Source organism: Comamonas testosteroni, assembly GCF_014076415.1.
Lineage (GTDB): Bacteria > Pseudomonadota > Gammaproteobacteria > Burkholderiales > Burkholderiaceae_C > Comamonas > Comamonas testosteroni_F.
This window is the reverse complement of sequence record NZ_CP043568.1, coordinates 1,687,490-1,713,188: the sequence shown is the minus strand read 5'-3', so window position 1 is coordinate 1,713,188 and position 25,699 is coordinate 1,687,490. Positions and strand designations below refer to the sequence as shown.

At 61.4% G+C, this 25,699-nt stretch carries 20 protein-coding genes; 13 read left to right on the top strand and 7 right to left on the bottom strand.

Features of this window, described 5'->3' with window-relative positions:
* Position 1: 1 nt before the first annotated feature.
* Both F0P97_RS07715 and acs read right to left on the bottom strand, forming a co-directional pair.
* Positions 2 to 457, bottom strand: a complete 456-nt coding sequence (locus F0P97_RS07715; RefSeq protein WP_182286308.1) for a LapA family protein — start codon at positions 455 to 457, stop codon at positions 2 to 4.
* A gap of 236 nt (positions 458 to 693) precedes the next feature.
* Positions 694 to 2,688: an acetate--CoA ligase gene (gene acs, locus F0P97_RS07710; RefSeq protein WP_182286307.1), complete on the bottom strand. Its 1,995-nt coding sequence runs from the start codon at positions 2,686 to 2,688 to the stop codon at positions 694 to 696.
* A gap of 359 nt (positions 2,689 to 3,047) precedes the next feature.
* Between acs and F0P97_RS07705 the strand changes: the two genes are divergently transcribed.
* From F0P97_RS07705 to proX (F0P97_RS07680), 6 genes are all read left to right on the top strand, one after another.
* Complete coding sequence (locus tag F0P97_RS07705; protein ID WP_182286306.1) at positions 3,048 to 3,686, top strand: YqhA family protein; 639 nt, start codon at positions 3,048 to 3,050, stop codon at positions 3,684 to 3,686.
* Between the two features lie 717 nt (positions 3,687 to 4,403).
* Positions 4,404 to 5,699, top strand: coding sequence for a glycine betaine/L-proline ABC transporter ATP-binding protein ProV (gene proV / locus F0P97_RS07700; protein ID WP_182286305.1), 1,296 nt, complete (start codon positions 4,404 to 4,406; stop codon positions 5,697 to 5,699).
* Between the two features lie 15 nt (positions 5,700 to 5,714).
* On the top strand, positions 5,715 to 6,959 hold the full coding sequence (proW, locus tag F0P97_RS07695) for a glycine betaine/L-proline ABC transporter permease ProW (RefSeq protein ID WP_182286304.1): 1,245 nt from the start codon (positions 5,715 to 5,717) through the stop codon (positions 6,957 to 6,959).
* Between the two features lie 20 nt (positions 6,960 to 6,979).
* A complete protein-coding gene (proX, locus tag F0P97_RS07690; RefSeq protein WP_182286303.1) occupies positions 6,980 to 8,035 on the top strand; it encodes a glycine betaine/L-proline ABC transporter substrate-binding protein ProX in 1,056 nt (351 codons plus the stop codon).
* A 174-nt stretch (positions 8,036 to 8,209) separates the two neighbouring features.
* Complete coding sequence (proX, locus tag F0P97_RS07685) at positions 8,210 to 9,280, top strand: glycine betaine/L-proline ABC transporter substrate-binding protein ProX (protein WP_182286302.1); 1,071 nt, start codon at positions 8,210 to 8,212, stop codon at positions 9,278 to 9,280.
* A gap of 107 nt (positions 9,281 to 9,387) precedes the next feature.
* Positions 9,388 to 10,434 (top strand): glycine betaine/L-proline ABC transporter substrate-binding protein ProX, encoded by a 1,047-nt coding sequence (proX, locus tag F0P97_RS07680; protein WP_182286301.1) that lies wholly within the window; start codon positions 9,388 to 9,390, stop codon positions 10,432 to 10,434.
* Between the two features lie 73 nt (positions 10,435 to 10,507).
* Here proX (F0P97_RS07680) and F0P97_RS07675 read toward each other — a convergent pair whose 3' ends face one another.
* The gene (locus F0P97_RS07675) at positions 10,508 to 11,020 is read right to left on the bottom strand and encodes a hypothetical protein (protein ID WP_182286300.1); all 513 of its coding nucleotides are present in this window, start codon (positions 11,018 to 11,020) and stop codon (positions 10,508 to 10,510) included.
* Between the two features lie 124 nt (positions 11,021 to 11,144).
* Here F0P97_RS07675 and F0P97_RS07670 point away from each other — a divergent pair, with 124 nt between their 5' ends.
* Positions 11,145 to 11,843: a DUF3334 family protein gene (locus F0P97_RS07670; protein ID WP_182286299.1), complete on the top strand. Its 699-nt coding sequence runs from the start codon at positions 11,145 to 11,147 to the stop codon at positions 11,841 to 11,843.
* Positions 11,844 to 11,917: 74 nt separating this feature from the next.
* Here F0P97_RS07670 and F0P97_RS07665 read toward each other — a convergent pair whose 3' ends face one another.
* Positions 11,918 to 14,038, bottom strand: a complete 2,121-nt coding sequence (locus tag F0P97_RS07665) for a PQQ-dependent dehydrogenase, methanol/ethanol family (RefSeq protein WP_420093896.1) — start codon at positions 14,036 to 14,038, stop codon at positions 11,918 to 11,920.
* 250 nt (positions 14,039 to 14,288) lie between these two features.
* Here F0P97_RS07665 and F0P97_RS07660 point away from each other — a divergent pair, with 250 nt between their 5' ends.
* On the top strand, positions 14,289 to 14,771 hold the full coding sequence (locus F0P97_RS07660; protein WP_182286297.1) for a MarR family winged helix-turn-helix transcriptional regulator: 483 nt from the start codon (positions 14,289 to 14,291) through the stop codon (positions 14,769 to 14,771).
* Positions 14,772 to 14,823: 52 nt separating this feature from the next.
* Positions 14,824 to 16,020, top strand: a complete 1,197-nt coding sequence (locus tag F0P97_RS07655) for a multidrug effflux MFS transporter (RefSeq protein WP_182286296.1) — start codon at positions 14,824 to 14,826, stop codon at positions 16,018 to 16,020.
* A gap of 35 nt (positions 16,021 to 16,055) precedes the next feature.
* Here F0P97_RS07655 and F0P97_RS07650 read toward each other — a convergent pair whose 3' ends face one another.
* The 3 genes from F0P97_RS07650 to fumC all read right to left on the bottom strand — a co-directional run bounded on the left by F0P97_RS07650 (position 16,056) and on the right by fumC (position 19,853).
* On the bottom strand, positions 16,056 to 17,726 hold the full coding sequence (locus F0P97_RS07650) for a SulP family inorganic anion transporter (protein WP_182286295.1): 1,671 nt from the start codon (positions 17,724 to 17,726) through the stop codon (positions 16,056 to 16,058).
* A 1-nt stretch (position 17,727) separates the two neighbouring features.
* Positions 17,728 to 18,366 (bottom strand): ParB-like protein, encoded by a 639-nt coding sequence (locus F0P97_RS07645; protein ID WP_182286294.1) that lies wholly within the window; start codon positions 18,364 to 18,366, stop codon positions 17,728 to 17,730.
* A gap of 95 nt (positions 18,367 to 18,461) precedes the next feature.
* Complete coding sequence (gene fumC / locus F0P97_RS07640) at positions 18,462 to 19,853, bottom strand: class II fumarate hydratase (RefSeq protein WP_182286293.1); 1,392 nt, start codon at positions 19,851 to 19,853, stop codon at positions 18,462 to 18,464.
* Positions 19,854 to 20,098: 245 nt separating this feature from the next.
* On the opposite strand from fumC, the gene F0P97_RS07635 reads away from it, so the two are divergent.
* The 4 genes from F0P97_RS07635 (at position 20,099) to F0P97_RS07620 (ending at position 25,617) form a co-directional block, all read left to right on the top strand.
* Positions 20,099 to 22,285 (top strand): putative bifunctional diguanylate cyclase/phosphodiesterase, encoded by a 2,187-nt coding sequence (locus tag F0P97_RS07635; RefSeq protein WP_232538148.1) that lies wholly within the window; start codon positions 20,099 to 20,101, stop codon positions 22,283 to 22,285.
* 135 nt (positions 22,286 to 22,420) lie between these two features.
* Entirely contained in the window at positions 22,421 to 23,974 is a 1,554-nt protein-coding gene (locus F0P97_RS07630) for a fumarate hydratase (protein WP_182286292.1), read from the top strand.
* A 135-nt stretch (positions 23,975 to 24,109) separates the two neighbouring features.
* Positions 24,110 to 24,610 carry a GNAT family N-acetyltransferase gene (locus F0P97_RS07625; protein WP_182286291.1) on the top strand — a complete coding sequence of 167 codons (501 nt, stop codon included), beginning with the start codon at positions 24,110 to 24,112 and terminating at the stop codon, positions 24,608 to 24,610.
* A 287-nt stretch (positions 24,611 to 24,897) separates the two neighbouring features.
* The gene (locus F0P97_RS07620) at positions 24,898 to 25,617 is read left to right on the top strand and encodes a hypothetical protein (RefSeq protein ID WP_182286290.1); all 720 of its coding nucleotides are present in this window, start codon (positions 24,898 to 24,900) and stop codon (positions 25,615 to 25,617) included.
* Positions 25,618 to 25,699 lie beyond the last annotated feature (82 nt).

The following is a 25,699-nucleotide window of genomic DNA, read 5'->3' as shown; positions in this document are numbered from 1 at the left end:
ATCAGCGATTGATCTGGTGGACCTGCTGCTCCAGCTGCCCCACATAGGCGGCCGTGCTGTTGTCCGACTCCTGGGCACGCTGCACCAGATGCGCTTCCAGCACGTCGAGCCTGGCCATCACCTCTTCCTTGTCCCTGGCATGCAGTGCTTCGAGCACGCTGCGCAGCTCGGTGAAACGCGAAGCCTCGGCCTTGTCGGCCAGATCGCGCTGGGCCTGCATCTCCTTGGCGTGGCGACGCGCCTCCAGCAGCACCGAGCCCTGCATCCACAGCACATAGGCGATGAAAAACACGCTCAGCAAAATCGTCAGCCCCAGCATGAGAACGCCCAGTGGTGCCTGGATTTCGGTTAGACCCAGCGAAACCGCGGCAGGAGCCGACAGCGCCGTCCAGTTGAAGGCTGCCAGCACGGCAATCAGGGCCACGATGAGGGCAATGCAGATGGTGCGAAAGTTCATACTCTTCTCCTTGTACTCCGGGATGCCTTGTTTTAACCCAAGATCGCACCACCCCGCGTCAGCAAGCGCCAGAAATGACAAAGCCGCTACGTCCAGCGGCCTTGTCGTCATCACGCAGTCAGATCAGCGGTATTTGCGGGACAACCCGATCGGGCGGCCACCTCGCGTCGACCAATCCGATAAGGAAGCCTCAGAAGCCACCGCAGCGCTGCCCACTGCCGAAGGCAGTTTCTGCATCAGTTGACCTCCGACAACTGCTCCAGGATCGCAGGATTCTCCAGCGTGCTGGTGTCCTGGGTGATCGCTTCTCCCTTGGCCAGCGAGCGCAGCAGGCGGCGCATGATCTTGCCGCTGCGGGTCTTGGGCAGGTTGTCGCCGAAGCGGATGTCCTTGGGCTTGGCAATGGGGCCGATCTCCTTGGCCACCCAGTTGCGCAGCTCGGCCGCGATCTGCCTGGCCTCCTCGCCCGTGGGCTTGCCGCGCTTGAGCACCACAAAGGCGCAGATGGCTTCGCCGGTCAGGTCGTCGGGACGGCCAACCACGGCGGCTTCGGCCACCAGATCGGTCTTGGCCACCAGGGCCGACTCGATTTCCATGGTGCCCATGCGGTGGCCCGAGACATTGAGCACATCGTCGATACGGCCCGTGATGCGGAAATAGCCACGATCCTCGCTGCGCACCGCGCCGTCGCCGGCCAGGTAATAGCCCTTGAGCTCTTCGGGGAAGTAGCTCTTCTTGAAGCGCTCGGGGTCGCCCCAGATGTTGCGGATCATCGAGGGCCAGGGCTTTTTCACCACCAGGATGCCGCCGGCGCCATTGGGGATCTCGTTGCCGGCCTCATCGACGATGGCCGCCGTGATGCCGGGCAGAGGCAGGGTGCAGGAGCCGGGCACCAGAGGCGTGGCACCGGGCAGCGGCGTGATCATGTGACCGCCGTTCTCGGTCTGCCAGAAGGTGTCCACGATGGGGCAGCGCTCGCCGCCCACATGCTTGTGATACCACATCCAGGCCTCGGGATTGATGGGCTCGCCCACCGAGCCCAGCAGACGCAGGCTGGACAGATTCCAGTTCTTCGGGTGGACGCTGGGGTCGGAGTCCGCCGCCTTGATCAGCGAACGAATGGCCGTGGGCGCCGTGTAGAAGATGCTGCACTGGTGACGCTCGATCATCTGCCAGAAGCGGCCCGCATTGGGGAAGGTCGGCACGCCTTCGAAGACGATCTGCGTGGTGCCGGCCGCCAGCGGGCCATAGGCCACATAGCTGTGACCAGTGATCCAGCCGATATCGGCCGTACACCAGAAGACATCGCTGTCCCTGGCATCGAAGGTCCACTCGAAAGTCTGCTTGGCCCAAAGCACATAGCCGCCGGTGGCATGCTGCACGCCCTTGGGCTTGCCGGTGGAGCCGCTGGTGTAGAGGATGAAGAGCGGATGCTCGGCATTGACGGGCACGGCCTCGCACTCGGTGGATTGACCGGCCAGCGCATCGGTGAAGCTGATATCGCGGCCCGCGACCATATTGCAGGCGGTGGCCGTGCGCTCATAGACCAGCACGCTCTTGACGGCTTCGCAGCCGCCCAGCGCAAGCGCGTCGTCGACGATGGCCTTGAGCGGCAACTCCTTGCCGCCGCGCATCTGGTAGTTGGAGGTGACGACCAGACTGGCGCCCACGTCCACGATGCGCTCCTGCACGGCCTTGGCCGAGAAGCCGCCGAACACCACGGAATGTGTGGCACCGATGCGTGCACAGGCCTGCATGGCCACCACACCCTCGATGGTCATGGGCATGTAGATCAGCACGCGATCGCCCTTTTGCACGCCGCGCGCCTTGAGCGCATTGGCGAACTGGCTGACGCGGGCAAGCAACTCTTTGTAAGTGACCTTGGTGACCTCGCCGCCGTCGGCTTCGAAGATGATGGCCGTCTTGTTCTCCACGGGCGTGCCCATGTGCTTGTCCAGGCAGTTGGCGCTGGCGTTGAGCTCGCCGTCGGCAAACCATTTGTAGAACGGCGGGTTGCTCTGGTCCAGCACCTGGGTGAAGGGTTTGCTCCACTTCACGTTCTCGCGGGCCAGACGCGCCCAATAGCCTTCATAGTCGCGTTCGGCTTCATCGCACAAGGCCTGGTACTGCGCCATGCCCGAGATGCGGGCCTTGGCGGCGAAATCCGCAGGCGGCGGGAACACACGGTTTTCCACCAGCACGGATTCGATGGTTGATGTCGCAGCGCTCATCGTTTTGTCTCCTGATGCATAAGCAATGAAATAATTGTGGGTGTACTGTCAAGGCTCGGTCTTACACCCCACTGACTGAAATTGACAAGCGGCTTTTGCGTGCCGTCAAGTCTGTCATTCGCTCCCATTTTTGCAGCAGAAAGTGCCTGCTTGGTGTTGATTTGCTTGCACTTTTTTCAAAACACCCTGGAACAAACCCTTAGAATCGCGCACCTGCTGCTGCAGAGGCCTGGGCCCACATTACGGCCTGCTCTCGAAGGCGCAGGCAGTCCGGGACGCGGCCCCAGCAAAACCAGTCTTACAAGGTGGCGGCATCCCGTTGCCCACTCATCGCATCCAGTCCGCCCCGAGCACACATCATGAGCCGCATCCCTTCAGACGAAGCAGGCAACTCCACCCTCCACACGCAGCATGGCGGCTTCCAGCCCTATGGCGCATTGCGCCCCCTGCCCTCGCTGATCTTTGCCAGCCGCTGGCTGCAGCTGCCGCTGTACCTGGGCCTGATTGCCGCCCAGGGTGTCTATGTCTGGCACTTTCTGCTGGAGCTCTGGCATCTGGTGGAGGCGGTCTTCGGCAATCAGGAAGCCTTGCATGCCCTGATCACCAATATTGGCTACAAAAGCGATGTCCAGATCACCCACCTGAACGAAACCATCATCATGCTGGTGGTACTGGCCCTGATCGATGTGGTCATGATCTCCAACCTGCTGATCATGGTCATCGTGGGTGGCTACGAAACCTTTGTCAGCCGCATGGGCCTGGAATCCCACCCCGACCAGCCCGAGTGGCTGAGCCATGTGAATGCCTCGGTACTCAAGGTCAAGCTGGCGCTGTCCATCATCGGCATCAGCTCCATCCACCTGCTCAAGAGCTTCATCAATGCCGGCAGCTATGAAGTGCAGGTACTGATGTGGCAGACCATCATCCATGTGGTCTTCCTGCTCAGCGCCCTGGCCATTGCCCTGACCGACAAGCTCACCCAAAGCGCTCACCACTGAAGCAGGCCCCGCTCCAAAAAGCCCCGCATGGTTGACCATGAAGGGGCTTTTTTCATGCCCGTGGCAGCGGTAAAACGCGTCAAAAGCTGACAACCGGCAAAAAAAAGCCCTCGATAGGCTGCTACGCCTTATCTATCAAGCACTTGCACCTCCTGTTTTTGCGTATGCAAATGTTTCAATGGCACGATTTCCGATGGATGCGGGCGGCAAAGCTTACAGCTTGATTTGACGCATAAAACCCAATTCGATATATTTAAAAGTCATTTACAACCTGCCGCGCAGGTCGTCACCGCATTGTTGAGATGCGGTTGACTCACTTCCCGGCGGATCGTTGTGTCAATTCATGAGCGCTTGCCGCTCTTTGGCGCAGCCCCGTCAACCGGGCCGAAACACGGCCCTGATGTAGGGGGCTCTCCCCGGCCGATATTGCCGGGGTTGGCCTGACAAGAAGCCGTGCAGATGCGTGCCAGTCGGTACCCGCTCTGCCAGCCAGCTGCTTCTTCCAATTTGCCAGCTCTTGCGCACACCTGGCTGTGCCATCCGGGCTGAAAACTCGGCGCCATCGCTGCGCCATCTGCATTGCGCAGTCCTGTCCACAAGACCGGGCTGAGCTGCGGCATCAGGGCTTTTATTTTGGCTTGTGCGCCAGCGCCCACCGGCATCGCCGGCTGTGGGCGCTGGACTGTGTTCCATCTCATCAAAAAGGAGAACGCCACAGTGGCCAAGCAAATCGCTATCGATCATGTCTTCAAGGTCTTCGGCAACGATCCGAAAACCGCGCTCAATCTTGTGAAACTGGGCCGCAGCAAGCAGGAGATCCTCGCCCAGACCGGGCAATCCATCGGCGTGTTCGACGCCGACTTCACCATCGAAGCCGGTGAAATCTTTGTAGTCATGGGCCTGTCGGGCTCGGGCAAGTCCACCCTGGTGCGCATGCTCAATCGCCTGATCGAGCCCACCAGCGGCCGCATCCTGGTCGACGGCCAGGACATCAATACGCTCAATGACAAGGAACTGCGTGCGCTGCGCCGCAAGGACATCTCCATGGTGTTCCAGTCCTTTGCCCTCATGCCCCACCTCACGGTGCTGGACAACACGGCCTTTGGTCTGGAGCTGGCCGGCGTGGACCGCGCCACGCGCCAGCAGCAGGCGCAGGATGCCCTGGAGCAGGTGGGCCTGGGTGCCTGGGGCGCCAGCTACCCGGACGAGCTCTCCGGCGGCATGCAGCAGCGCGTGGGCCTGGCCCGCGCACTGGCCTCCGACCCGTCCATTTTGCTGATGGACGAGGCCTTCTCGGCACTGGACCCCATCATCCGCACCGAGATGCAGTCCGAACTGTTGCGTCTGCAGGAAATCAAGCGCCGCACCATCGTCTTCATCTCTCACGATCTGGACGAAGCCATGCGCATTGGCGACCGCATCGCCATCATGAAGGACGGCATGGTGCAGCAGGTCGGCACGCCCGACGAGATTCTGCGCAACCCGGCCAACGATTATGTGCGCACCTTCATTCAAGGCGTGGATGCGGCAGCCGTGTTCAAGGCCGCCGACATCGCCCGTCAGGCGCTGACCGTGATTTCCGAACATAGCGACCGTGGCTGCCGCGCCGCGCTGCGCCTGCTGGAGGACTCCGACCGCGATTACGCCTATGTGCTCAATGCCCGCAAACGCTTTCTGGGCGTGGTCTCGTCGCAGTCGCTGCGCGATGCACTGCACGGCCACGAGGGAATGCTGGGCCTCAAGCACGCCTTCATCTCCGATGTGCAGCCTATCGCCAGCAGCACGCCGGTGGCCGAACTGTTCGGCACCGTAGCCACTCCTGCCTGCCCGCTGCCTGTGGTGGATGAAGAGGGCAAATACCTGGGCGTTATCAGTCGCACCACCATGCTCAAGTTCCTGGATCGCGCCACCCCGCCGGTGCCGCCACCTCAGAAGGAAATTCCGCCCATCAAGCTGGACCAGCACTTCCAGCCCAAGTCCAACACGCAAGCTGCCCAGCACGCAGCGCTATAAAAGAAGGGAGCCGATTTGAACGACAACGCACTGAACAATCCCGACACAGAAACCACCAGCGCGGCTTTTGACGACCCGTGGGCCGCAGCTTCTGCGCCCGCCGCCGAGCCGGTCAGCACCCATGTCACCAGCTCGGCGGCAGATGCCGATCCCTGGGCCGCCTCCTATGCCGATGCGGATGCCAGCTCAGGCGCCGATGCCTGGAGCAGCGGCGATGCCGCCAGCCAGGTCAGCAGCACCGACTGGCTCAGCGCCCCCTCGCCCACCGATGTGCCCGAGCATGACGGCGGCATAGGCCAGCTCTGGCATCAGATCACCACCGAAGGCCTGCCCGTGCAGGACTCGATCAACAACGGCCTCACCTGGGTGGTTGATCATTTCCGCCCGTTCTTCCAGGCTGTTCGTACCCCCATCGACGCCACGCTCAACGGTGTGACCGATGTGCTGCAGACCATCCCCATGCCGGCACTGGTGCTGCTGATTGCCCTGCTGGCCTGGCAGTTTGCAGGCCGCAAGCTGGCCATTGGCTCGGCAGTTTCGCTGCTGATTGTGGCCCTGCTGGGCATCTGGTCCGAAGCCATGGTCACCCTGGCCCTGGTGCTGACATCGCTGTTCTTCTGCATCGTGATCGGTCTACCCGTCGGCATCTTGCTGGCCAGCAGCGACCGTGCCCAGCGCTGGACGCGCCCGCTGTTGGACGCCATGCAGACCACGCCGGCCTTCGTCTATCTGGTGCCGGTGGTCATGCTGTTCGGTATCGGCAACGTGCCCGGAGTGATCGTGACCATCGTGTTTGCGCTGCCGCCGCTGATCCGCCTGACCAATCTGGGCATTCGCCAGGTGCGCCCCGACCTGATCGAGGCCAGCCGTGCCTATGGTGCCTCGCCTGCCCAGTTGCTGTGGAAGGTGCAGCTGCCACTGGCCATGCCCTCCATCATGGCCGGTATCAACCAGGCGCTGATGCTGTCCCTGTCCATGGTGGTGATTGCTTCCATGATCGCCGTCGGCGGTCTGGGCCAGATGGTGCTGCGCGGCATCGGCCGTCTGGACATGGGTCTGGCTACCGTTGGCGGCCTGGGCATCGTGCTGCTGGCCATCGTGCTGGACCGCATCACCCAGGCCATGGGCGAGCCCAAGCGCGGCAGTGCCCGCTGGTGGACCACCGGCCCAGCGGGTCTGGCCGTGCGTCTGCTGGGCAACAAGCACTCGGCACCAGCTCCCAAGCCCGGTAGCGAAGCCGCCAAGCCAGCAACGATCTGAATAAAGAACAAGGAGAACGCATGAGTACAGCCGACAACACCGCCAGCATCCGCCACGGCCTGGGCCACTGGCTGCTTGCCAGCACAGCCGCTGCCTCCATGGCCCTGTCCATGGTCAGCACTGGTGCCTTCGCTGCCGACGAGCTTCCAGGCAAGGGCATCAAGGTCCAGCCGCTCAAGAGCTCGATTGCCGAAGAAAGCTTCCAGACCCAGCTCGTCATGAAGGCCCTGGAAAAGCTGGGCTACGAGGTCCAGCCCATGAAGGAAGTGGAATACCCCACGGCCCATATTGCACTGGCCAACGGCGACGCCACCTTCATGGCCAACCACTGGAACCCGCTGCACGCCGACTACTACAAGAATGCGGGCGGCGACGCCAAGCTCTACCGCAAGGGTGTGTTCTCGGCCAATGCAGCTCAGGGCTATCTGATCGACAAGAAGACGGCCGATGAGCACAAGATCACGAATCTGGGGCAGCTCAAGAACCCCGAAATTGCCAAGCTGTTCGACACCGACGGTGACGGCAAGGCCGACCTGACAGGCTGCACGCCCGGCTGGGGCTGCGAGGCCATGATCGAGCACCAGCTCGGCGCCTACAAGCTGCGCGATACGGTCACTCACAAGCAGGGCACCTATTCGGCGCTGATGGCCGACACCATCACACGCTACAAGGCCGGCAAGCCCATCCTCTACTACACCTGGACGCCCTACTGGGTGAGCAATGTGCTCAAGCCCGGCAAGGATGTTGTCTGGCTGCAGGTCCCGTTCTCCGCACTGCCCGGCGAACAGTCCGGCACGGACACCAAACTGGCCAACGGCAAGAACTACGGCTTCATTGCCAACAACCAGCAAATCGTGGCCAACAAGGCCTGGGCAGAGCAGAACCCTGCGGCAGCCAAGCTGTTTGAAATCATCAAGCTGCCCGTGGGCGACATCAACGCCCAGAACTACATGATGAGCCAGGGCCAGAACAAGGCTTCCGATATCGAGCGTCATACCGACGGCTGGATCAAGGCCCATCAGAAGACTTTCGACGGCTGGATCAGCCAGGCGCTGGCGGCTGCCAAGAAGTCCTGATCACAACACCCGAATCACGGCGACCGCTTGCGCGGCCGCCGTTTTTTATCGCCGGGCCGCCCCAAGACAAAAACGCCCCTCCTGGAGGGGCAGCGAACCACACGCAGTGGGGCGCGTGGGGTGTCATTTTCAATCGGGCCGAAAGCCCACCCATACCAAGGAGAGACAAGAACAATGAGCAAGTCTGTGCAGACTCCGAGCCCAAACCGACACACCAGGCGCCAGCTGCTGCTGGGCACGGCCGGCGCTGCGGCGCTGGGTCTTGGTCAGTCGCCTAGCTGGGCGGCCAGACAGAAGGTGCCAGGCGATGCGCTTCCGGGCAAGGGCATCACGGTGCTGCCCGTCAAGAGCGCTCTGGCCGAAGAGAACTTCCAGACGCTGCTGGTGATGAAGGCACTGCAGCAGCTGGGCTACACCGTCAAGCCCTGGGAAGAGCTGGACTACCCGCTGATCCACGTGGCAGTGGCCAATGGCGATGCCAGCTTCATGGCCAACCACTGGAACCCGCACCACGCCGAGTTCTATCAGCAGGCCGGCGGCGATGCCAAGCTCTCGCGCAAGGGCGTGTATGCAGCCGGTGCCGCGCAGGGCTACATGATCGACAAGAAGACAGCCGACAAACACAGGATCACCCATCTCGACCAGCTCAAGGATCCCGGACTGGCGGCCCTCTTCGATATCGACGGCGACGGCAAGGCCAATCTGATCGGCCCCAACGCCGGCTGGGGTGGCGAGGCCGTGGTGGCCCATCAGATCAAGGCTTTCGGCCTGGAAAACACTGTCAGCTACACCCAGGGCAACTATCCGGCACTGATTGCCGACACGCTGGCGCGCTTCAAGGCCGGCAAGCCTGTGCTGTATTACGCGTGGACGCCCTACTGGCTCAGCAATGTGCTGCGCCCCGGCCAGGAAGTGGTGTGGCTGCAGGTGTCGCGCTCTTCCATGCCCGGGGTGCAGGCCAGCACCGACACCAAGCTGCCCAATGGCCGCAACTACGGCTTTCCGCTCAACAACGAGTACATCGTGGCCAACAAGCTCTGGGTCGAGCAGAACCCGGCCGCCGGCAAGCTGTTCGAGATCATGCAGATTCCCATCAGCGACATCAGCCGCCAGAACCAGCTGCTGCGCGAAGGGGAAAGCAAGCCCGCCGATATCCACCGCCATGTGGACGCTTGGATCAAGGCCCACCAGCAGACTTTTGACGCCTGGATTGCCCAGGCCAAGGCCGCAGCCCTGAAATCCTGATTCGCCAACGGCGCACCGGACCTGGTCCGGGGGCCGTTTCCTTCATCAACCCTCTCGCTTTTCTCATGCCGATTTCGGGGTAGGCACCCAGCATCCAAGGAGTATTCATGCACAGCAACAAGCCCGCACATTCGCCTTTCCCGCCCCTGCAGCTCCATTCCCGCCATCTGGCTGCCATCGCCTTGCTGAGCTTTGGCGCCGCCGCCGCACAAGCGCAAACCAACTCTGGTGACCTGCCCGGCAAAGGCATCTCGGTGCAGCCGCTCAAGGGCACGGTGGATGAGGAAATGTTCCAGACCCTGCTGGTTTCGCGTGCTCTGGAGAAGCTGGGCTACCGGGTACAGCCCGTCAAGAGCCTGGAAAACGGCACCCAGCATGTGGCCGTGGCCCAGGGCGACGCCACCTTTACCGCCACTCACTGGATGCCTCTGCACCGTGCCTTCTATGAGAACAATGGCGCAGACAAGGCCTTCTATCGCGCCGGCACTTACTCGCGCAATGCGGTACAAGGCTATCTGATCGACAAGGCGACGGCCGAGAAGTACAAAATCGTCAGCATCACGCAGCTCAAGGACCCCAAGCTGGCGGCGCTGTTCGACACCGACGGCGACGGCAAGGCCGATCTGACGGGCTGCAACCCTGGCTGGGGCTGCGAGCTGGCCATCAACAAACATCTCAAGGGACTGGATCTGGAGTCCAGCATCACCCACAGGCAAGGCAACTACCAGGCCTTGATTGCCGACACCATCACCCGCTACAAAAGCGGCAAGCCCATTCTCTACTACGTCTGGACCCCGTTCTGGGTGAACACAGTGCTGCGCCCGGGCAAGGAAGTCAGCTGGCTGGAGGTACCCAATGTCCCCGGTGCCCAGGGCGAAGACCAGACCCAGCTGCCCAATGGCAAGAACTACGGCTTCAAGCTCAATCAGCAGTACATCCTGGCCAACAAGGTCTGGGCCGAGAAAAATCCGGCCGCTGCCAAGCTATTTGCCGTAATGCAGCTGCCTATCGAGGACATCAACGCCCAGAACATGCGCATGCGCCAGGGCGAGAGCAGCTCGGCCGACGTCAGTCGCCATGTGGACGGCTGGATCAAAGCCCATCAGCAGACTTTTGACGGCTGGCTGGAGCAGGCGCGCGCCGCTGCAAAATAGGTATAAAACGGCTGCAGCGCTTTATGCAAAGCGCCGGCAGCTATCAAAAGTGCTTTCGGTAGCGGGCCGCTGCCTACCAGTTGGCCTTGGCATTGCGGCAGGCCGCCTGGCTGGACAGCGCGACAAAGCGCTCCACCCGCAGCGCCAGCATCTTGCGCCCCTGCCGTGCCAGCACCGGATCGGCCACGGCTCGCTCCACCACCCTGCCCTGCACCTCGGCCAGCATGGCGACGGTGGCGCTGCTGCGCGTGTTCAGATAGGCCTGCTCCAGCAGCACGCTGTCGCCCTCGGGCAGAACGCCGATGATCTGGCCGCTTTCACACTCCTGAAACCGGGCCGTCTCGCCGTCCAGGCTGTACAGGCCCTGCCAGCGCCCGCTTTCCTCGCCGGGCTTGAGGCCTACGGCGGCAGGGCCGGCCTGCTTGACCTCGGTCTGGGTCTGGACCTGCTTCTTGCCCGTCAGACCGGTCCAGGTCTTGTCCCAGGTCTGGGAAACCTTGTCCGTCATGCCGGACAAGCTCGAACAGGCGGTCAAACCCGTCACCACAATGACACTGGCTGCCAGGCGCCACAGCTTGCTCTGCATGAATACCTCTGATCTTTCAAAAGCAGGCACGTTAACAGACAGCGGCAGCCTGCAATTGCTGCAGATATCTCAATGCAACAAAGTGTTGCATACATAATCAGCGATCTCTTGAACCAATGCAGCCATGAGCCAACCCACCGCCCCCATCGTCCACGGCACCGAAGATGTGCTGATTGCCCTGTGCAACTCCGTCTCGCGCGTGCTGCAGGTGGCCACCCAGTGCCCGATTCAGTACTCGGGCATGGTGCAACGCATCACCAAGACAAGTCTCAAACCCGATATCGGCTGCTTTGTGCTGATCGATGGTGGTTTTTCTGCGCTCATCATCATCAACTTCTCGGCCGATGCGGCCATGGAGCTCTACCGCAGCTATCTGCTGTCCATGGGCATGGCCGAGAGCGATCTGGCCAATTCCTATACCTCGGACGATGTGAGCAACGTCATGGGCGAGCTGATGAACCAGGTCGTTGGCGACTTCACCAGCAAGGTGCAGCGCGAACTGCAGACCCATATCGCGCAAAGTCAGCCCAAGATGATCCGCCTGAACAAGCAGGTCAATCTGAGTGTGGATGCCAATCTGGATGCCCCGGAAGCGCGCCGCGTGACCTTCTACACAGGCAACAACAACATCTTCTATCTGGAGATGGCGGTGGATCACATGGAGTTCATCAAGATCAAGGACTTCGAAGCCCAGGAAAAACCGGACCCTGATCTTGTCATGGCCCAGGCCCGGGAAGCCCAAACTGGACAAGCGCCTGCAGCTCTCAACACGGCGGCAGCCTCCAGCGATACCGACGACCTGCTCAAGTCGCTGGGTCTCTGAGCCGCCATTCCTGGCATGCAAAAGGCGAGCGAGGATGTCGCCTTTTTACGAAAGCAATTCCTTGATGAGCCTGCTTATTGGCCTTTTTCTTCTGGCTGACCCGGCCTCACCGCATCTGCCATTGCGAGAATGAAGGCGCGTAGCTTTTGCACATCATCATCGCCGAGCCTGCCCGCAAAATCGGGCATGCCTCGTGAGGTGGCCGGGCCGTTGATGATGAAACTGCCTAGATTGTCAATCATGGCCGCAGGCAGATAGGTCAGGCTGGGCAGGGCTCCACCCTTGCTGACGCCCGGGTAGCCGTGACAGGCAATGCAGTTGCTGTTGTAGAGTGCAGCACCGGCCGGCACCAGTTGCGGGTCGTACCCGAGCCCGCCAATCAAGGCACTCATCTGATAGGCCACCCGTTCCGGCATGGGGGCCTTGCCTCCCAGTGCAAAGGTATAGACCGTGCCGGGGCTCCTGAAGTCGGCCACGCGGTCACCGAGGCCAAAAGCACCACCCCAGCCGACGGCAATCGAGACATATTGCCTGCCATCGAGTTCATAGCTCACCGGAGCCGCAATCACGCCGCTGCCCATGGGAGCATCCCAGAGCTTTTTGCCGCTTCTGGCGTGATAGGCCACCAGTCGCGCATCGGCCGTTCCCTGAAAGACCAGATCGCCGGCCGTCGCCAGCGTTCCGCCATTCCAGGGCGAGACATGCTTTTGATGCCAGGCTTCCTTTTGCCGCACCGGGTCCCAGGCGATCAGGCGACCAAAAGGCAGGCTGCTGGGCTCCAGCATCACGCGTCCCGTATTCCAGCCGGTATTGCTCATGAGCTGGCCCGGCGTATTGCTGTTGAAGCCGGCCCAGTTCGGATCGTCGGCCATGGCCGTGGGAATATGCTGAGCCGGAATATAGGCCAGCCCCGTCTGCGGGCTATAGGCCATGGAATGCCAGTTATGCGCCCCCCGGGGGCCGGGAATGATCTCGGCCTTGCCGGCGCTGCGCACGGCCTCCTCCATGATGGGACGGCCGTTGCCGTCATAGCCCCTGGCCCAGTTCACGGGCACAAAGTTCCTTGCGGAGATGAATCGGCCGCTCTGACGGTCGATCACAAAAAAGTAGCCATTCTTGGGCGCATGCAGCAATACCTTGCGCAGCTTGCCATCAATCCTGAGGTCAGCCTGCACGATATCCTGGGCTGAAGTGAAGTCCCAGTTATCGCCCGGTGTTTCCTGGTAATGCCATTTGTAGGCACCCGTGTCCGGATCCAGCGCCACGATGGAGCCCAGATACAGGTTGTCTCCCCCGACAGGACTGCGCTTTCGGTGCGCCCAGGGCGAGCCATTGCCCACGCCGATATACATCTGATTGAGTTCGGGATCGAACACCAGCGAGCTCCAGACCGTTCCGCCACCGCCGCTCTCCCAATACCTGCCTGCCGGATCCCAGGTTTTGGCAGCCTCCTCCAGCGCCTTGCTCTCATAAGCCTGAGCCGGATCACCGGGCACGGTATAAAAGCGCCAAACCTGCTTGCCCGTCTCGGCGTCATAGGCCGTCACATAACCACGAGCACCATATTCGGCGCCGCCATTGCCGATATAGACCTTGCCCTTGAACACGCGCGGAGCGCCCGTGATGGTGTATGAGAAATTCTTGTTGTCTATGGTGTCCGTGGACCAGACCTGCCGGCCCGTGGCAGCGTCCAGCGCAATCAGCCGCCCGTCGAAGGCACCCACAAACACTTTGCCCTTGTAGACGGCCACACCGCGATTGACCACATCGCAGCAGCCCTTGTAGGCCATCTCGCGCGGCACCTGTGGGTCGTAGGTCCACAGCGCCTTTCCCGTGCGCGCATTCACCGCATGCACCACGCTCCAGGGGGCGGAGACATACATCACCCCATTCACCACGATGGGTGTGGCTTCCACGCCGCGCGACGAATCGAGCTTGTACGACCAGGCCAGACCCAGCCGGTCCACATTGCCACTGTGGATCTGCTTGAGCGGGCTGAAACGATTTTCCTGATAGTTCAGCCCATGACTGGGCCAGTCCTTGCCGGTCCTTGCATTGGCTTCGATATGAGCGTCATCCACATGCTCCGCAGCCAGCGCCAGTATGGACAGCCAGCCCAGCAACCCTGCAACGGCCAGGCTCACCAAACGTCGGTTTGGCCTGTGGTGGGATCGAATGCACGCAGGGCTTTGCATAGAGTCTGTCTCCTGTGGTGATTTGTCGTTTTGCCGCTGCTCTCCCGTCAGCAATCAGGAAATTCTTGGGCAAGCGGGAGCTGTCCACATCACAGGCAAATCCGCACTCCATTTGGACGATGCAACGCACACTCGACAAGGCGCCATGTCTGACGACAGCAGGCCACCGCATCCTTGTCTAAAACCCTGTTAACAAGATAAATACTGTTTGCGCAATAATTTGAATTCCAACTATTTAAATGCATTCGGAATGTCCAGCACCGCCTCACTGTCCAGTCGTCAGCGCCAGCTCATGTTCGTCCTGGCGCAGGTCAGCAAGCAATGGCGACGCACGCTGGATAAGGTCCTGGCCCCCTTGGGTCTGACGCAGGCGCTGTGGCTGCCCCTGGTCCACCTGGAGCGCTGCGCGGGTGCCATGCGGCAAAAGGACCTTGCTCTGGCGCTGGCGTTGGACAGCTCTTCCATCGTGCGCCTGATTGACGGCCTTCAGGCCCAAGGCTGGGTGGAACGCATCGATGATGCCGATCGGCGCGTCAAGCGCATACAGCTCACGAAGGCCGGACTGCTGCAGGTCGAGACCGTCAAGACCATCGTGGCGGATGTCCGCAGCGAAGTCATGCAGGAGCTGCCCCCCGATCTGCTGGACGCCACACTGGATGCACTGGAAACCATGCTGGGAAAGATGGCTGCACTGGAAGTGGGCGCCAACGCGGACTCGCTACCCGAGAGCTGAACTAGCGCCACACGCAACAGAAACCTCACAGCTAGTTCCGGATTTCACTTGTATGCAAAGTCCCGTCACCCCTGTACGCAAAGCGCCACTCTGGCTGCTGGTCATGGTCACCATTGCCGGCACCATGGCCATGCATATGTTCATCCCGGCTCTGCCCGATGCTGCTCGCCACTTCGGCGCCAGCAGCGGACAGATGCAGCAGACCATCACCGTCTACATCCTCGGCCTGGCACTGGGCCAGCTGATCTACGGCCCCATGTCGGATGCACTGGGCCGCCGCCCCCTGTTGCTTGTCGGCCTCTGTCTCTACACCGTCGCCAGCCTTGCGGCCTTTCTGGCCCCGAGCGCGAATATGCTGATTGGCGCGCGCCTGATTCAGGCTCTGGGTGGCTGCGCCGGCCTGGCACTGGGCCGCGCCATTGCCCGCGACACCGCGACACCCGAAACTGCCGTGGGCAGTCTGGCCTTGCTCAATCTCATGATGATGATTGGCCCGGGCATCGCCCCCTCCATAGGCTCGGGGCTGGATGCCCTGTTCGGCTGGCGCATCATTTTTGCGGTGCTGGCGCTGATGGGGGCGCTAACGGCCATCGGAGTCTGGCGCCTGCTTCCTGAGACCGGTCGCCCCACCGGCAAGCTGAACTGGCGCACCGTGCGCAATGACTATCGAACCTTGCTGGGTTCACCTCAGTTTCTGGGCTTCGCCATAGGCGGCGGTAGCGCCACCACATCCATGTACGCCTTTATTGCTGCAGCACCGTTCATCTTCATCGAACAGTTGCACACCAGCAAGGCGCAGCTTGGCATCTACCTGGGGGTGCTGATGGCCGGCATGGCAGCAGGCAATGCGCTGGCACGCCAGCTCGTCAAACGCTGGCCACTGGAGCGGTTGATACTGGGCGGCAATATGCTGAGCCTGGGCTGCGCGGCTGCACTGTTAGTCCTGACGCTGCTGCAGCTGATCAACGTGCCCGCTGTCGTGACTTTGATGCTGCTGTTTACCTTAGGTTCCGGCATGACCAGCCCCGCCGCACTCTCCAAGGCTCTGGGTGTGCACAGCGATTTGACGGGATCGGCCGCCGGCGTCTACGGCTTTTCTCAGATGGCCGTGGGTGGCCTGTGCACGCTTGGGGCCAGTCTGGGCAACAACCCTGCGCTGTCGGCCTTTTCCGTGTTGCTGATTGCCTGCGCCGTGGGGCAACTGGGCTTCAGATATGCGCTGCGCCTGAACCGGGCCATCGCACCTTGAAACTGATATCAGCCTTGCACCCGAGGACTCAGAACCTAGGGCTCAGCGGCCAAGGTGTTTGAAGACCCGACCGGGTCTTCAATCCCTTGCACCGCATCGTCCACGCTCCAGGCGGCATAGGCGAGGGGATCCAGGTCCTGAATCTGCACGCGCTGCAGCAACTCTCGAACGCCATCTTTGACACGCGCCAGCCTGAGCCTGATTCCAGCCTGCGCCAGTTGCCTGGCAAGCTCGCTCAAGGCCTCTATGCTGGTGCTGTCCAGGTCCGGACATTCCTCGAGACTCAGTATCAGCGTCTTCAGACCAGAAGCGCGCCCCGCGCGTGCACTGATGTCGGCCATGACAGCATCGGCATTGCCGAAGAACAAAGCTTCCTCGGGACGCACAATCAGCACATGAGGGACAGCCAGAGCTTCGGGGTGCAGTTGCCTGTCCACAAAATCGTGACTATTTGCCAACCGGCCCAGCTCGCTGACTCTTGCCTGGGCCATGCGCTTGAGCAGCAGAGCGATGCTGAGCACCATGGACAGCAGCAAGCCATCGAGTACGCCCAGCAAAATCACGGCTGCAAACGCAGTGACTACCAGAGTCCGGTCACGGCGCCAGGCGAAATATGGCTTCAAACTCCTCCAGTTGAGTGAATGGCCTACCGCATGCATGACGATGGCAGCCAGCATGGGTTCTGGAATCCTCTCCATCAATGGCAACAACTGCCACACCAGCAATGCCACGACGGCGCAAGCAATCAGCCCTGCGGCTCTGGTTCTGGCTCCTGCGGCCTCATTGGCCGAGCTGGCTGAAAAGCCGGCGCCCACGGGCAGGCCCTGAAACAGGGCCGACGCCATATTGGCGCCACCCAAGACCAGCAAATCGCGATTGGCGGAAACCGGATCTCCATGTCGCAAGGCCAGCGAGCGTATGGAGCTATAGGACTCGGCATACAAGATCAGGGCCAGTGCTAGCGCCAATTGTCCTGCGCGCAGCCAGTCTGGCCAGGCCAGATCTGGCAGAGCCAGATGCACACCACCCAATTCCAGCGCCCCCACGGGAGATATGCACCAGAGCCGTCCATACCCCAGAAAATCAAGAGCAATCCCGGCCACGATGACCAGCAAAGCCGCCGGCACGGCTCGCCAGCGGCCAAGCAGATGCAATGTCAACAGGGCCAGCACCAGCATGGCCAGACCGTATAAGTTCCAGTCAGACAACCTTGCCAGCAGCTCCCAGCTGAAATGCAGAAAATCGCTGTGCTCCGGATGCACTCCGATCGCCAGAGGCAGCTGCTTGAGCACAATGGTCAAGGCCAGTCCCATGGCAAAACCGCGCAGGACGGGCTTGGCAATGAACTGGGAGATGGCCCCCAACCGCATCAGCCCGGCCAGCACAAAGATGATGCCTGCCACCAATACCATGCCTATGCCCATGGCGGCGCGATGCTCAGCCGAGACATGCAGAACAGAACTGCTAGCCGCCAACAGCACGGCCGCCGATGAAGAGGTCGCAGAAACAATCGCAAAGCGGCTGCTTCCGGCCAGTCCATAGACCAGCAGCCCGGCGAACAAGGCCACCACCCCAGCCTGCGGCGGTGCTCCGGCGAGACCCGCGTAAGCCACCGCTTCGGGAAGCAGCAGCCCTGCAATCGACAGGCCCGCCACCCAATCGGCGCTGGTGGGAAGAGCGAGCAAGCCTCTGCGCGTTTGGTCCATATTATTCGTGCAGCGAGTTGGAGACTCCGGACCAGCCTGGCAAGAACTGCGCCTTGACGCTACGGGCCAGCGCAACAGCCTCCACGACCGCAGACTCGGGCAAGCCAAAACGGCCATTGCTGCGCAAATCCGCCTTGCGAAACAGAGGCCGGTAAAAATCAGCCCAGAGGAACTCGGCATAAGGCGAGGCATCCTTGGCATAACCACCGGCCTTGCGCACCTCCCCCGCCAAGCTCCGATACGGGTCATCCTTAAGCTGACTCAGTTGCAGGGGGATCTGCGAAAACTCGCAACGCCGCCCCTTCTCGTCATAAGGGTGCGCCCAGTGGTGGAACTCCATGACGCGCCAAAACATCTCCGCGCCCTGCTCGCTCAGATCGGCCAACTGCATGACCCAGACGGTTTTGACCGCTTCATGCATCAGCGCCTGTCCCAGATGATGGTGATCCACGATGAAAAACCGGCCCTGAGGACCTTTCACGGCAGGAAACCAGTGACTGAGCAACAGTTTGTCGCGAGCCTTGGATTTCAGTTGAGCCCATTGAGAGCGTTTGAGCGACACTTCGGCAGCCCCCACCGTCATCTGCGTGGGCCGTAGATCCAAAACCGAAACCTGCACCAGATGCTGTTGTACGGGCATGCTGACTCCTGCCATCAAGGATGTCGCATTGTGTGCAAAGCCGACGCAAAAAGAAAAGAGCCCGACATGCGGGCTCTTTTCAGGACGGAGCCGGCCTACAGATTGCCAACCATCTGCTCGGGCACGACCCACTGGTCGAACTGCTCGGCCGTCACATGGCCGCTGGCAATGGCCGCGTCTCGCAGGCTGCTGCCCTCCTTGTGCGCCTTCTTGGCAATATAGGCTGCCTTGTCGTAGCCGATATGCGTGTTGAGCGCTGTCACCAGCATCAGCGAACGGCCTACCAGTTCGTCAATGCGCGCACGGTTTGGCTCTATGCCCACAGCGCAGTGATCGTTGAAACTGACCATGCCGTCGGCCAGCAGGCGCACGCTTTGCAGGAAGTTGTGCGCCACCATGGGGCGGAACACGTTCAGCTCGAAATTGCCCGAGGCTCCGCCGAAATTGATGGCCACATCGTTGCCGAACACCTGGGCGCAAAGCATGGTCACGGCTTCGGACTGCGTGGGATTGACCTTGCCCGGCATGATGGACGAGCCCGGCTCGTTCTCCGGGATCGAGATTTCGCCCAGGCCGCTGCGCGGCCCGGATGCCAGCCAGCGCACGTCGTTGGCGATTTTCATCAGGCTTGCAGCCAGCGTCTTGAGAGCGCCATGTGCATAAACCAAGCCGTCGCAGCTCGCCAGGGACTCGAACTTGTTGGGCGAGGTGACAAACGGGGAGCCCGTCAGTCTGGCCAGTTCTGCCGCCACGCCTTCGGCGTAGCCCTTGGGAGCATTCAGCCCCGTACCCACGGCCGTCCCCCCCAAGGCCAGCTCATACAGATGCGACAATGCGGACCGCACATGGGCTTCGCCATGGGCCAGCTGGGCCACCCAGCCGGATATTTCCTGGCCCAGCGTCAGCGGCGTGGCGTCCTGCAAATGCGTGCGACCGATCTTGACGATATCGGCAAAGGCTTCGCTCTTGGCCAGCAGCGTGACACGCAGCCTGGCGATGGCGGGCAGCAGCTTGTGCTCGATGGCCGTAACCGCCGCCACATGCATGGCCGTGGGATAGACATCGTTGCTGGACTGGCTCTTGTTCACATCGTCATTCGGATGCACCAGACGGGCTTCACCGCGCTCGCCGCCCATCAGCTCGCTGGCCCGGTTGGCCAGCACCTCGTTGACATTCATATTGGTCTGCGTGCCGGAACCTGTCTGCCAGACCACCAGGGGGAACTCATCGGGGTGCTTGCCCGCGAGCACTTCATCGGCAGCCGCATTGATGGCTCTGGATTTTTTCTCGTCCAGCAGACCCAGCGCCTGGTTGACGCTGGCGGAGGCCTTTTTGACCTGCGCCAGTGCAGCAATGATTTCACGCGGTTGCTGCTCGCCACTGATGTCAAAATTCTGCAGCGAGCGCTGCGTCTGCGCGCCCCAGAGCTTGTTGGCGGGTACATCGATCAGGCCAAAAGTGTCTTTTTCCTGGCGGGTGACTGTCATGGAATCGCTCCTTGCAATACAACTCGGCGCAGCTGGCTGAGGAAATCTGGCTGCCGTTGGCCGCAAACGGAAGTCGACCCACCGCCAGGCAGGCCACTTCCACAACCGGTCCATGCTAGCTCAGCCCGGCAGGCGGCAAGCACAATCGAGGCAACACCCCTGCGCCGGCAAGGCCAGAAATACATAGTTACATTAAATCAATATCGGACAGAGAATCCGACCGGCCTTGCTGGCCCGCCACATCAATGTTCACTGATCTTTCCACCCCCATCGCCACCACCGTCATGACATCAAGTTACAGCACGATGATGGTGTGTGTCTCCATCGTCATCGCGGTATTTGCCTCTTTTGTGACGCTGGGTCTGGCCCGTCGCATGCGCATGGCCTCGGGCAGAATCGGACGCATCTGGTGGGCAATCGGTGCCATGGTGATGGGCACAGGGATCTGGGCCACGCACTTCATAGGCATGCAGGCGTTTGAGCTGCCCATCACCCTGGGCTACGGCGGCGCTCTGACGCTGGCCTCCTGGGTCGCGGCAGTCGCGGCATCTGCATTGGCCTTTGGAGTGGCAACCAGGGTCGAATACCGCAGGCCTCATTTTCTGGGCGCCTCGCTGCTCATGGGCGGCGGCATCTGCGCCATGCACTACCTGGGCATGCTCGCCATCGAGATGTCCATCCCGATTGCCTGGGACTGGCCACTGGTGGCGGCCTCCGCTCTGATCGCAGTACTGGCCTCTGCCACGGCGCTGACTCTGTTTCGCGCGCTGTTTTCGCTCTCCGGCAAGCGGTTGTGGCTGTTCCAGGCATTGGCTGCACTGGTCATGGGCTTTGCCATCTGTGGCATGCACTACACCGGAATGTCGGCAGCCAGCTTTGCCAGCGGCTCGCTCTGCCTGAGTGCGGAAGCCCTGAGCGGCCCCGAACTCACCACCATCATCATCATCACCACGGTCATGCTGCTGATTGCGGCGATGTTCAGCACCTTGCTCGATGCGCGCCTGCAGAGCACAGCCTTCAAGCTCAATCAATCGCTGCAGGAAACCAATGCCAAGCTGCAGTTGGCCAATACCGAGCTGCGCCAGCGCGCCTTTGCCGATCCGCTGACCAATCTGCCCAACCGGCTGCTGTTCGAAGACCGCCTCATCCATGCCCTGCTGCGCCTGGAGCGCGCCAACCGTTCACGAATCAAGGAGCGGCTGGGAATTCTGTTTGTGGATCTGGACGGATTCAAGCCCATCAATGACTCCTTTGGCCACGCCGCAGGCGATCAGATCCTCATCAGCGCAGCCGAGCGGCTGACTGAGCAAGCCCGCAGCAGCGATACCGTGGCCCGCGTGGGCGGGGATGAATTCCTGGTGCTGCTGGAAGACACCCAGGACGTGGCCGCCTGCATGGCGGTGGCCAATCGCATTATCAAGGCGCTTAGTCAGCCCTTTCGGCTGGGGAACAAGGAACTGCAGATCACCTGCTCCATTGGAATCGTGGCCTTTCCCGACCATGGCGACCGCGACCACCTGATAGCCAACGCCGACGCCGCCATGTACGCAGCCAAACGCAATGGCGGCAACGGTTTTGCAGTATTCGAGCCGCATATGGGCAGCGATGCATCCGAGCAGCTGGAGCTGCAAAACGACCTGCGCCACGCCATTCAGCGCGGCCAGATGGAGCTGCATTACCAGCCCAAGATCGACAGCGAGCGCGGCAACATCATCGGGGTCGAGGCGCTGCTGCGCTGGGCCCACCCCGAACGCGGCATGATTGCCCCGGACATCTTCATTCCCCTGGCCGAGCGCTTCGGCATCATCAACAGCCTGGGCAACTGGGTGATCGAAGAAGCCTGCCGCCAGCTGGCACTGTGGCGCGATATGGGACTGCAGATGCGGGTGGCGATCAATCTTTCCGTGCACCAGCTGCGTGAAAGCGGCCTGGCAGACCGCATCACCCAGACGCTGCTGCGCCACGACGTACAGGCCAGCCAGCTGCTGTGCGAGATCACCGAGTCCGTGGCCATGGAGGACACCCAGGCCACGCAGCGCGCAATCGAGGAATTGCGCGGCATCGGCATCTTTCTCTCGATCGACGACTTCGGCACCGGCTACTCCAGCCTCAACTATCTGCGTCAGTTGCCCGCGCAGCAGCTGAAGATCGACCGCAGCTTCATCCGCGACCTGGAAACCGAGGAAGATGCCCGTGCCGTGGTCCATGCCGTCGTGCGCCTGGCCCATGCCCTGGGCCTGCGCGTGGTGGCCGAGGGTGTGGAAACTGCGGGTCAGCGGGACATCCTGATCGAGATGCAATGCGATGAGCTTCAGGGCTACTTCTACGCGCGCCCCATGCCGGCGGACAGCCTGCTGGCCTGGGCAAGAGACGATCGTCGAGGTGGTCAGGCCGATTTCTCGGCCTCCATCCTCGGCGCACTGACCGGCTGAACGCCACACAGCACCCACCAGTCATATATAAGACTGGTGGGTTATGGCTGCAAGAATTGTCGTCTGGACCGATAATCGATGGGTTTAACGTGCGCGGCCCACGCGTACAGATTGCAACCCCCGAGAAGCTTCACGATGACCACCTCCATCCGCCAGCAGGACCTGATCGATTCGATCGCAGGTGCCCTCCAGTACATCAGTTACTACCACACGCCGGATTTCATCCAGCATCTGGCCCGCGCCTATGAGCGCGAGCAAAGCCCTGCGGCCAAGGATGCGATGGCGCAGATCCTGACCAACTCCAAGATGGCGGCCACCGGTCAGCGCCCCATCTGCCAGGACACCGGCATCGTCAACGTGTTCCTGAAAGTGGGCATGGACGTCAAGTGGGAAGGCTTCACCATGGGGCTGGAAGACGCCATCAATGAAGGCGTACGCCGTGGCTACAACCACCCCGACAACACGCTGCGCGCCTCCGTCGTGGCTGACCCGCAGTTCAAGCGCAAGAACACCAAGGACAACACCCCCGCCGTGATCAATGTGCAGATCGTGCCCGGCGACAAGGTGGACGTGACCGTGGCCGCCAAGGGCGGCGGCTCCGAGAACAAGTCCAAGATGATCATGATGAACCCCAGCGACAACATCGTGGACTGGGTTCTGAAGACCGTCCCCACCATGGGCGCAGGCTGGTGCCCGCCCGGCATGCTGGGTATTGGCATCGGCGGCACGGCTGAAAAGGCCGTCCTGCTGGCCAAGGAAAGCCTGATGGAAGATCTCAATATGTACGAGCTGCAGCAAAAAGCCGCCAGCGGTGCAGAGCTCGACGACGTGGAAAAGCTGCGTCTGGAGCTGTTCGAAAAGATCAACGCCCTGGGCATCGGCGCCCAAGGTCTGGGCGGCCTGACCACAGTGCTGGACGTCAAGATCAACATGTACCCCACGCACGCGGCCTCCAAGCCCGTGGCCATGATTCCCAACTGCGCCGCCACCCGCCACGCCCATTTTGTGATGGATGGATCCGGCCCCGTGCACCTGGATGCCCCCTCTCTGGACACCTGGCCCAAGATCGACTGGCACCCCGACTACAACAAGTCCAAGAAGGTCGATTTGAACAATCTGACCAAGGAAGAAGTGGCCAGCTGGAAGCCCGGCGACACACTGCTGCTCAACGGCAAGATGCTGACCGGCCGTGATGCCGCCCACAAGCGCATCCAGGACATGCTGGCCAAGGGCGAAAAGCTGCCCGTGGACTTCACCAACCGCGTGATCTACTACGTAGGCCCCGTGGACCCCGTACGCGACGAAGTGGTTGGCCCTGCAGGCCCCACCACGGCCACCCGCATGGACAAGTTCACCGACATGATGCTGTCCCAGACCGGCCTGATCTCGATGATCGGCAAGTCGGAGCGCGGCCCTGTCGCCATCGATGCCATCAAGAAGCACAAGTCGGCCTACCTGATGGCCGTCGGCGGTGCCGCCTACCTGGTTTCCAAGGCCATCAAGCAGGCCAAGGTAGTGGGCTTTGAAGACCTGGGAATGGAAGCCATCTATGAATTCGACGTAGTCGACATGCCTGTGACCGTGGCCGTGGATGCCGGCGGCACCAGCGCCCACATCACCGGCCCCGCCATCTGGAAGGAAAAGATTGCGACCGGGGAATTCAAGGGCATTGAAGTGGCCGGTGTGTAATCACCCGGCAGGCCCCGCCGTAAAGAACCGCCTTCGGGCGGTTTTTTCGTCCCAAAGCGTAAAGAAAGCAATTGCAATAGGCTGATGGGCCGAATTGGCCTTTTCCCGGGATTTTTCGAGAATCCAATCCAACCCATGCATATCCGAGCAGAACTGCCCACCGATGCCAAGGCCATCGAGCAGGTGACGATCCAGGCCTTCAAGGACGCACCACATACCGATCACACCGAGCAATTCATCGTGCGTGAGTTGCGCGCAGCCGGGGCTCTTGCCCTGTCCCTGGTCGCAGAGATTGACGAGCAAATCGTCGGGCATGTCGCCATCTCCGCCGTCAACATCAGCGACGGCAGCCAGCACTGGTTTGGCCTGGGCCCCATCTCCGTCGTTCCCCAAAGACAGCGACAGGGTATCGGCAGTGCACTCATGCAGGCAGCCATCAGCGCTCTGCATGCGCAGTCTGCGCGGGGATGCGTGCTGCTTGGCGATCCGGACTACTACCGGCGCTTTGGTTTCCGGACGGTGCCGGGCCTGGTGCTGCCCGGAGTGCCTGCCGAGTACTTTCAGGCCCTGACTTTCGAAGGCCTGCCGCCGCAAGGCGAGGTGAGTTATCACAGGGCCTTCAACGCCCGGGACTGAGCCTGCCGGTTTGCTCGGCGGCGAGGCGGCATCCGCTCTCGGCCATCGGCGCAGCACCGATGACAAAGCCGATGTGCTGGCCAATCCGACATTGGGCACACCGCCGCCATCAGCAAGCAAAGCTTTCGGGGTTCACGGCAACGCGATGCCTAGTCTTCATCGAAATCAGGGCTTCTTGGTAAATACGAGACACAGATACCAAGCATGCTATTTAAGATATGCGACAGAGTGGGTATTTGTCTGACACCGTCCAGAATGATTTGCATCGCAAGCACAAGGAGTTCAGCATGAGCCATGTTGCAGCAAAGATGGTGACCGGTGCGCTGGTGGCGCTCTCGGGCTTTGCTTGCGCACAGACTCAGCAGCCATCAGCTGCGCCCAAGCCATTGCCTCCCCCTGCGACTCAGGTACTGGTCCCCCAGGGCGTCTATGCGCAGATCGACACCAGACTGGGGCAGGAGGCTCTTCGCTTGCTGTCGCAGGGCACGCCTCAGCAGCAGCAAGCCGTGCTCGAGCGCATACGCGCCGCGCCCGAACGCTTTCAACCGCCCGTGTTCTATGTGCTGTCGCAAACACTGTTCAAGGCCGGTCTGCGGGACGAGGCTGCCTTCTGGTTCTACGCCGGCCAGCTGCGTGCCCGCTTCGACGCCAACCGCTGTGCCGACGTCACTGCCAGGCAAGCGGTCGATGTGATGAATCAGAGCTATGGAGCCCCCATCAACCGCTATCTGTTTCAGGATCTGGACAAGGCTCAGGAATTGATCGCCAGGGTCGTGGACTGGGATCGCCGCACGCCCCACGCCTACGACCCGCACTGGATCAATCTGCACGGCATGCAGGCGGTTCAGGCCTCCCGGGACCCGCAACTGGCTGCCAGGCTGACGATGGAATCGCTGAGCCTGCCAGCCGCACAGTGGCCTACCCTGGCCGAGCAGACGCGCACCAAGTACCTGCAGGGCTTTCAGGAAGCCATCAGCCAGCTCAAGGCCGAGTCAAAATCCAAGTGAAGATCGCTACAGCCCCAGGTCTCCATCCCTTAGGTAGAAATCGCTTGCGGCTACTCTTTTTGAACAATCTTCCGGCAAGACT

Bases quoted from the DNA above. Each gene is read 5' to 3' on its own strand.
- F0P97_RS07645 (WP_182286294.1), bottom strand. From the start codon at position 18,366: ATGCCCGTACAACAGCATCTGGTGCAGGTTTCGGTTTTGGATCTACGG.
- fumC (WP_182286293.1), bottom strand. From the start codon at position 19,853: ATGACAGTCACCCGCCAGGAAAAAGACACTTTTGGCCTGATCGATGTA.
- proX (WP_182286302.1), top strand. From the start codon at position 8,210: ATGAGCAAGTCTGTGCAGACTCCGAGCCCAAACCGACACACCAGGCGC.
- F0P97_RS07650 (WP_182286295.1), bottom strand. From the start codon at position 17,726: ATGGACCAAACGCGCAGAGGCTTGCTCGCTCTTCCCACCAGCGCCGAT.
- acs (WP_182286307.1), bottom strand. From the start codon at position 2,688: ATGAGCGCTGCGACATCAACCATCGAATCCGTGCTGGTGGAAAACCGT.
- proX (WP_182286303.1), top strand. From the start codon at position 6,980: ATGAGTACAGCCGACAACACCGCCAGCATCCGCCACGGCCTGGGCCAC.
- F0P97_RS07625 (WP_182286291.1), top strand. From the start codon at position 24,110: ATGCATATCCGAGCAGAACTGCCCACCGATGCCAAGGCCATCGAGCAG.
- F0P97_RS07705 (WP_182286306.1), top strand. From the start codon at position 3,048: ATGAGCCGCATCCCTTCAGACGAAGCAGGCAACTCCACCCTCCACACG.
- F0P97_RS07715 (WP_182286308.1), bottom strand. From the start codon at position 457: ATGAACTTTCGCACCATCTGCATTGCCCTCATCGTGGCCCTGATTGCC.
- F0P97_RS07675 (WP_182286300.1), bottom strand. From the start codon at position 11,020: ATGCAGAGCAAGCTGTGGCGCCTGGCAGCCAGTGTCATTGTGGTGACG.
- F0P97_RS07655 (WP_182286296.1), top strand. From the start codon at position 14,824: ATGCAAAGTCCCGTCACCCCTGTACGCAAAGCGCCACTCTGGCTGCTG.
- F0P97_RS07635 (WP_232538148.1), top strand. From the start codon at position 20,099: ATGTTCACTGATCTTTCCACCCCCATCGCCACCACCGTCATGACATCA.
- F0P97_RS07630 (WP_182286292.1), top strand. From the start codon at position 22,421: ATGACCACCTCCATCCGCCAGCAGGACCTGATCGATTCGATCGCAGGT.
- F0P97_RS07620 (WP_182286290.1), top strand. From the start codon at position 24,898: ATGAGCCATGTTGCAGCAAAGATGGTGACCGGTGCGCTGGTGGCGCTC.
- proX (WP_182286301.1), top strand. From the start codon at position 9,388: ATGCACAGCAACAAGCCCGCACATTCGCCTTTCCCGCCCCTGCAGCTC.
- F0P97_RS07660 (WP_182286297.1), top strand. From the start codon at position 14,289: ATGTCCAGCACCGCCTCACTGTCCAGTCGTCAGCGCCAGCTCATGTTC.
- F0P97_RS07665 (WP_420093896.1), bottom strand. From the start codon at position 14,038: ATGCAAAGCCCTGCGTGCATTCGATCCCACCACAGGCCAAACCGACGT.
- F0P97_RS07670 (WP_182286299.1), top strand. From the start codon at position 11,145: ATGAGCCAACCCACCGCCCCCATCGTCCACGGCACCGAAGATGTGCTG.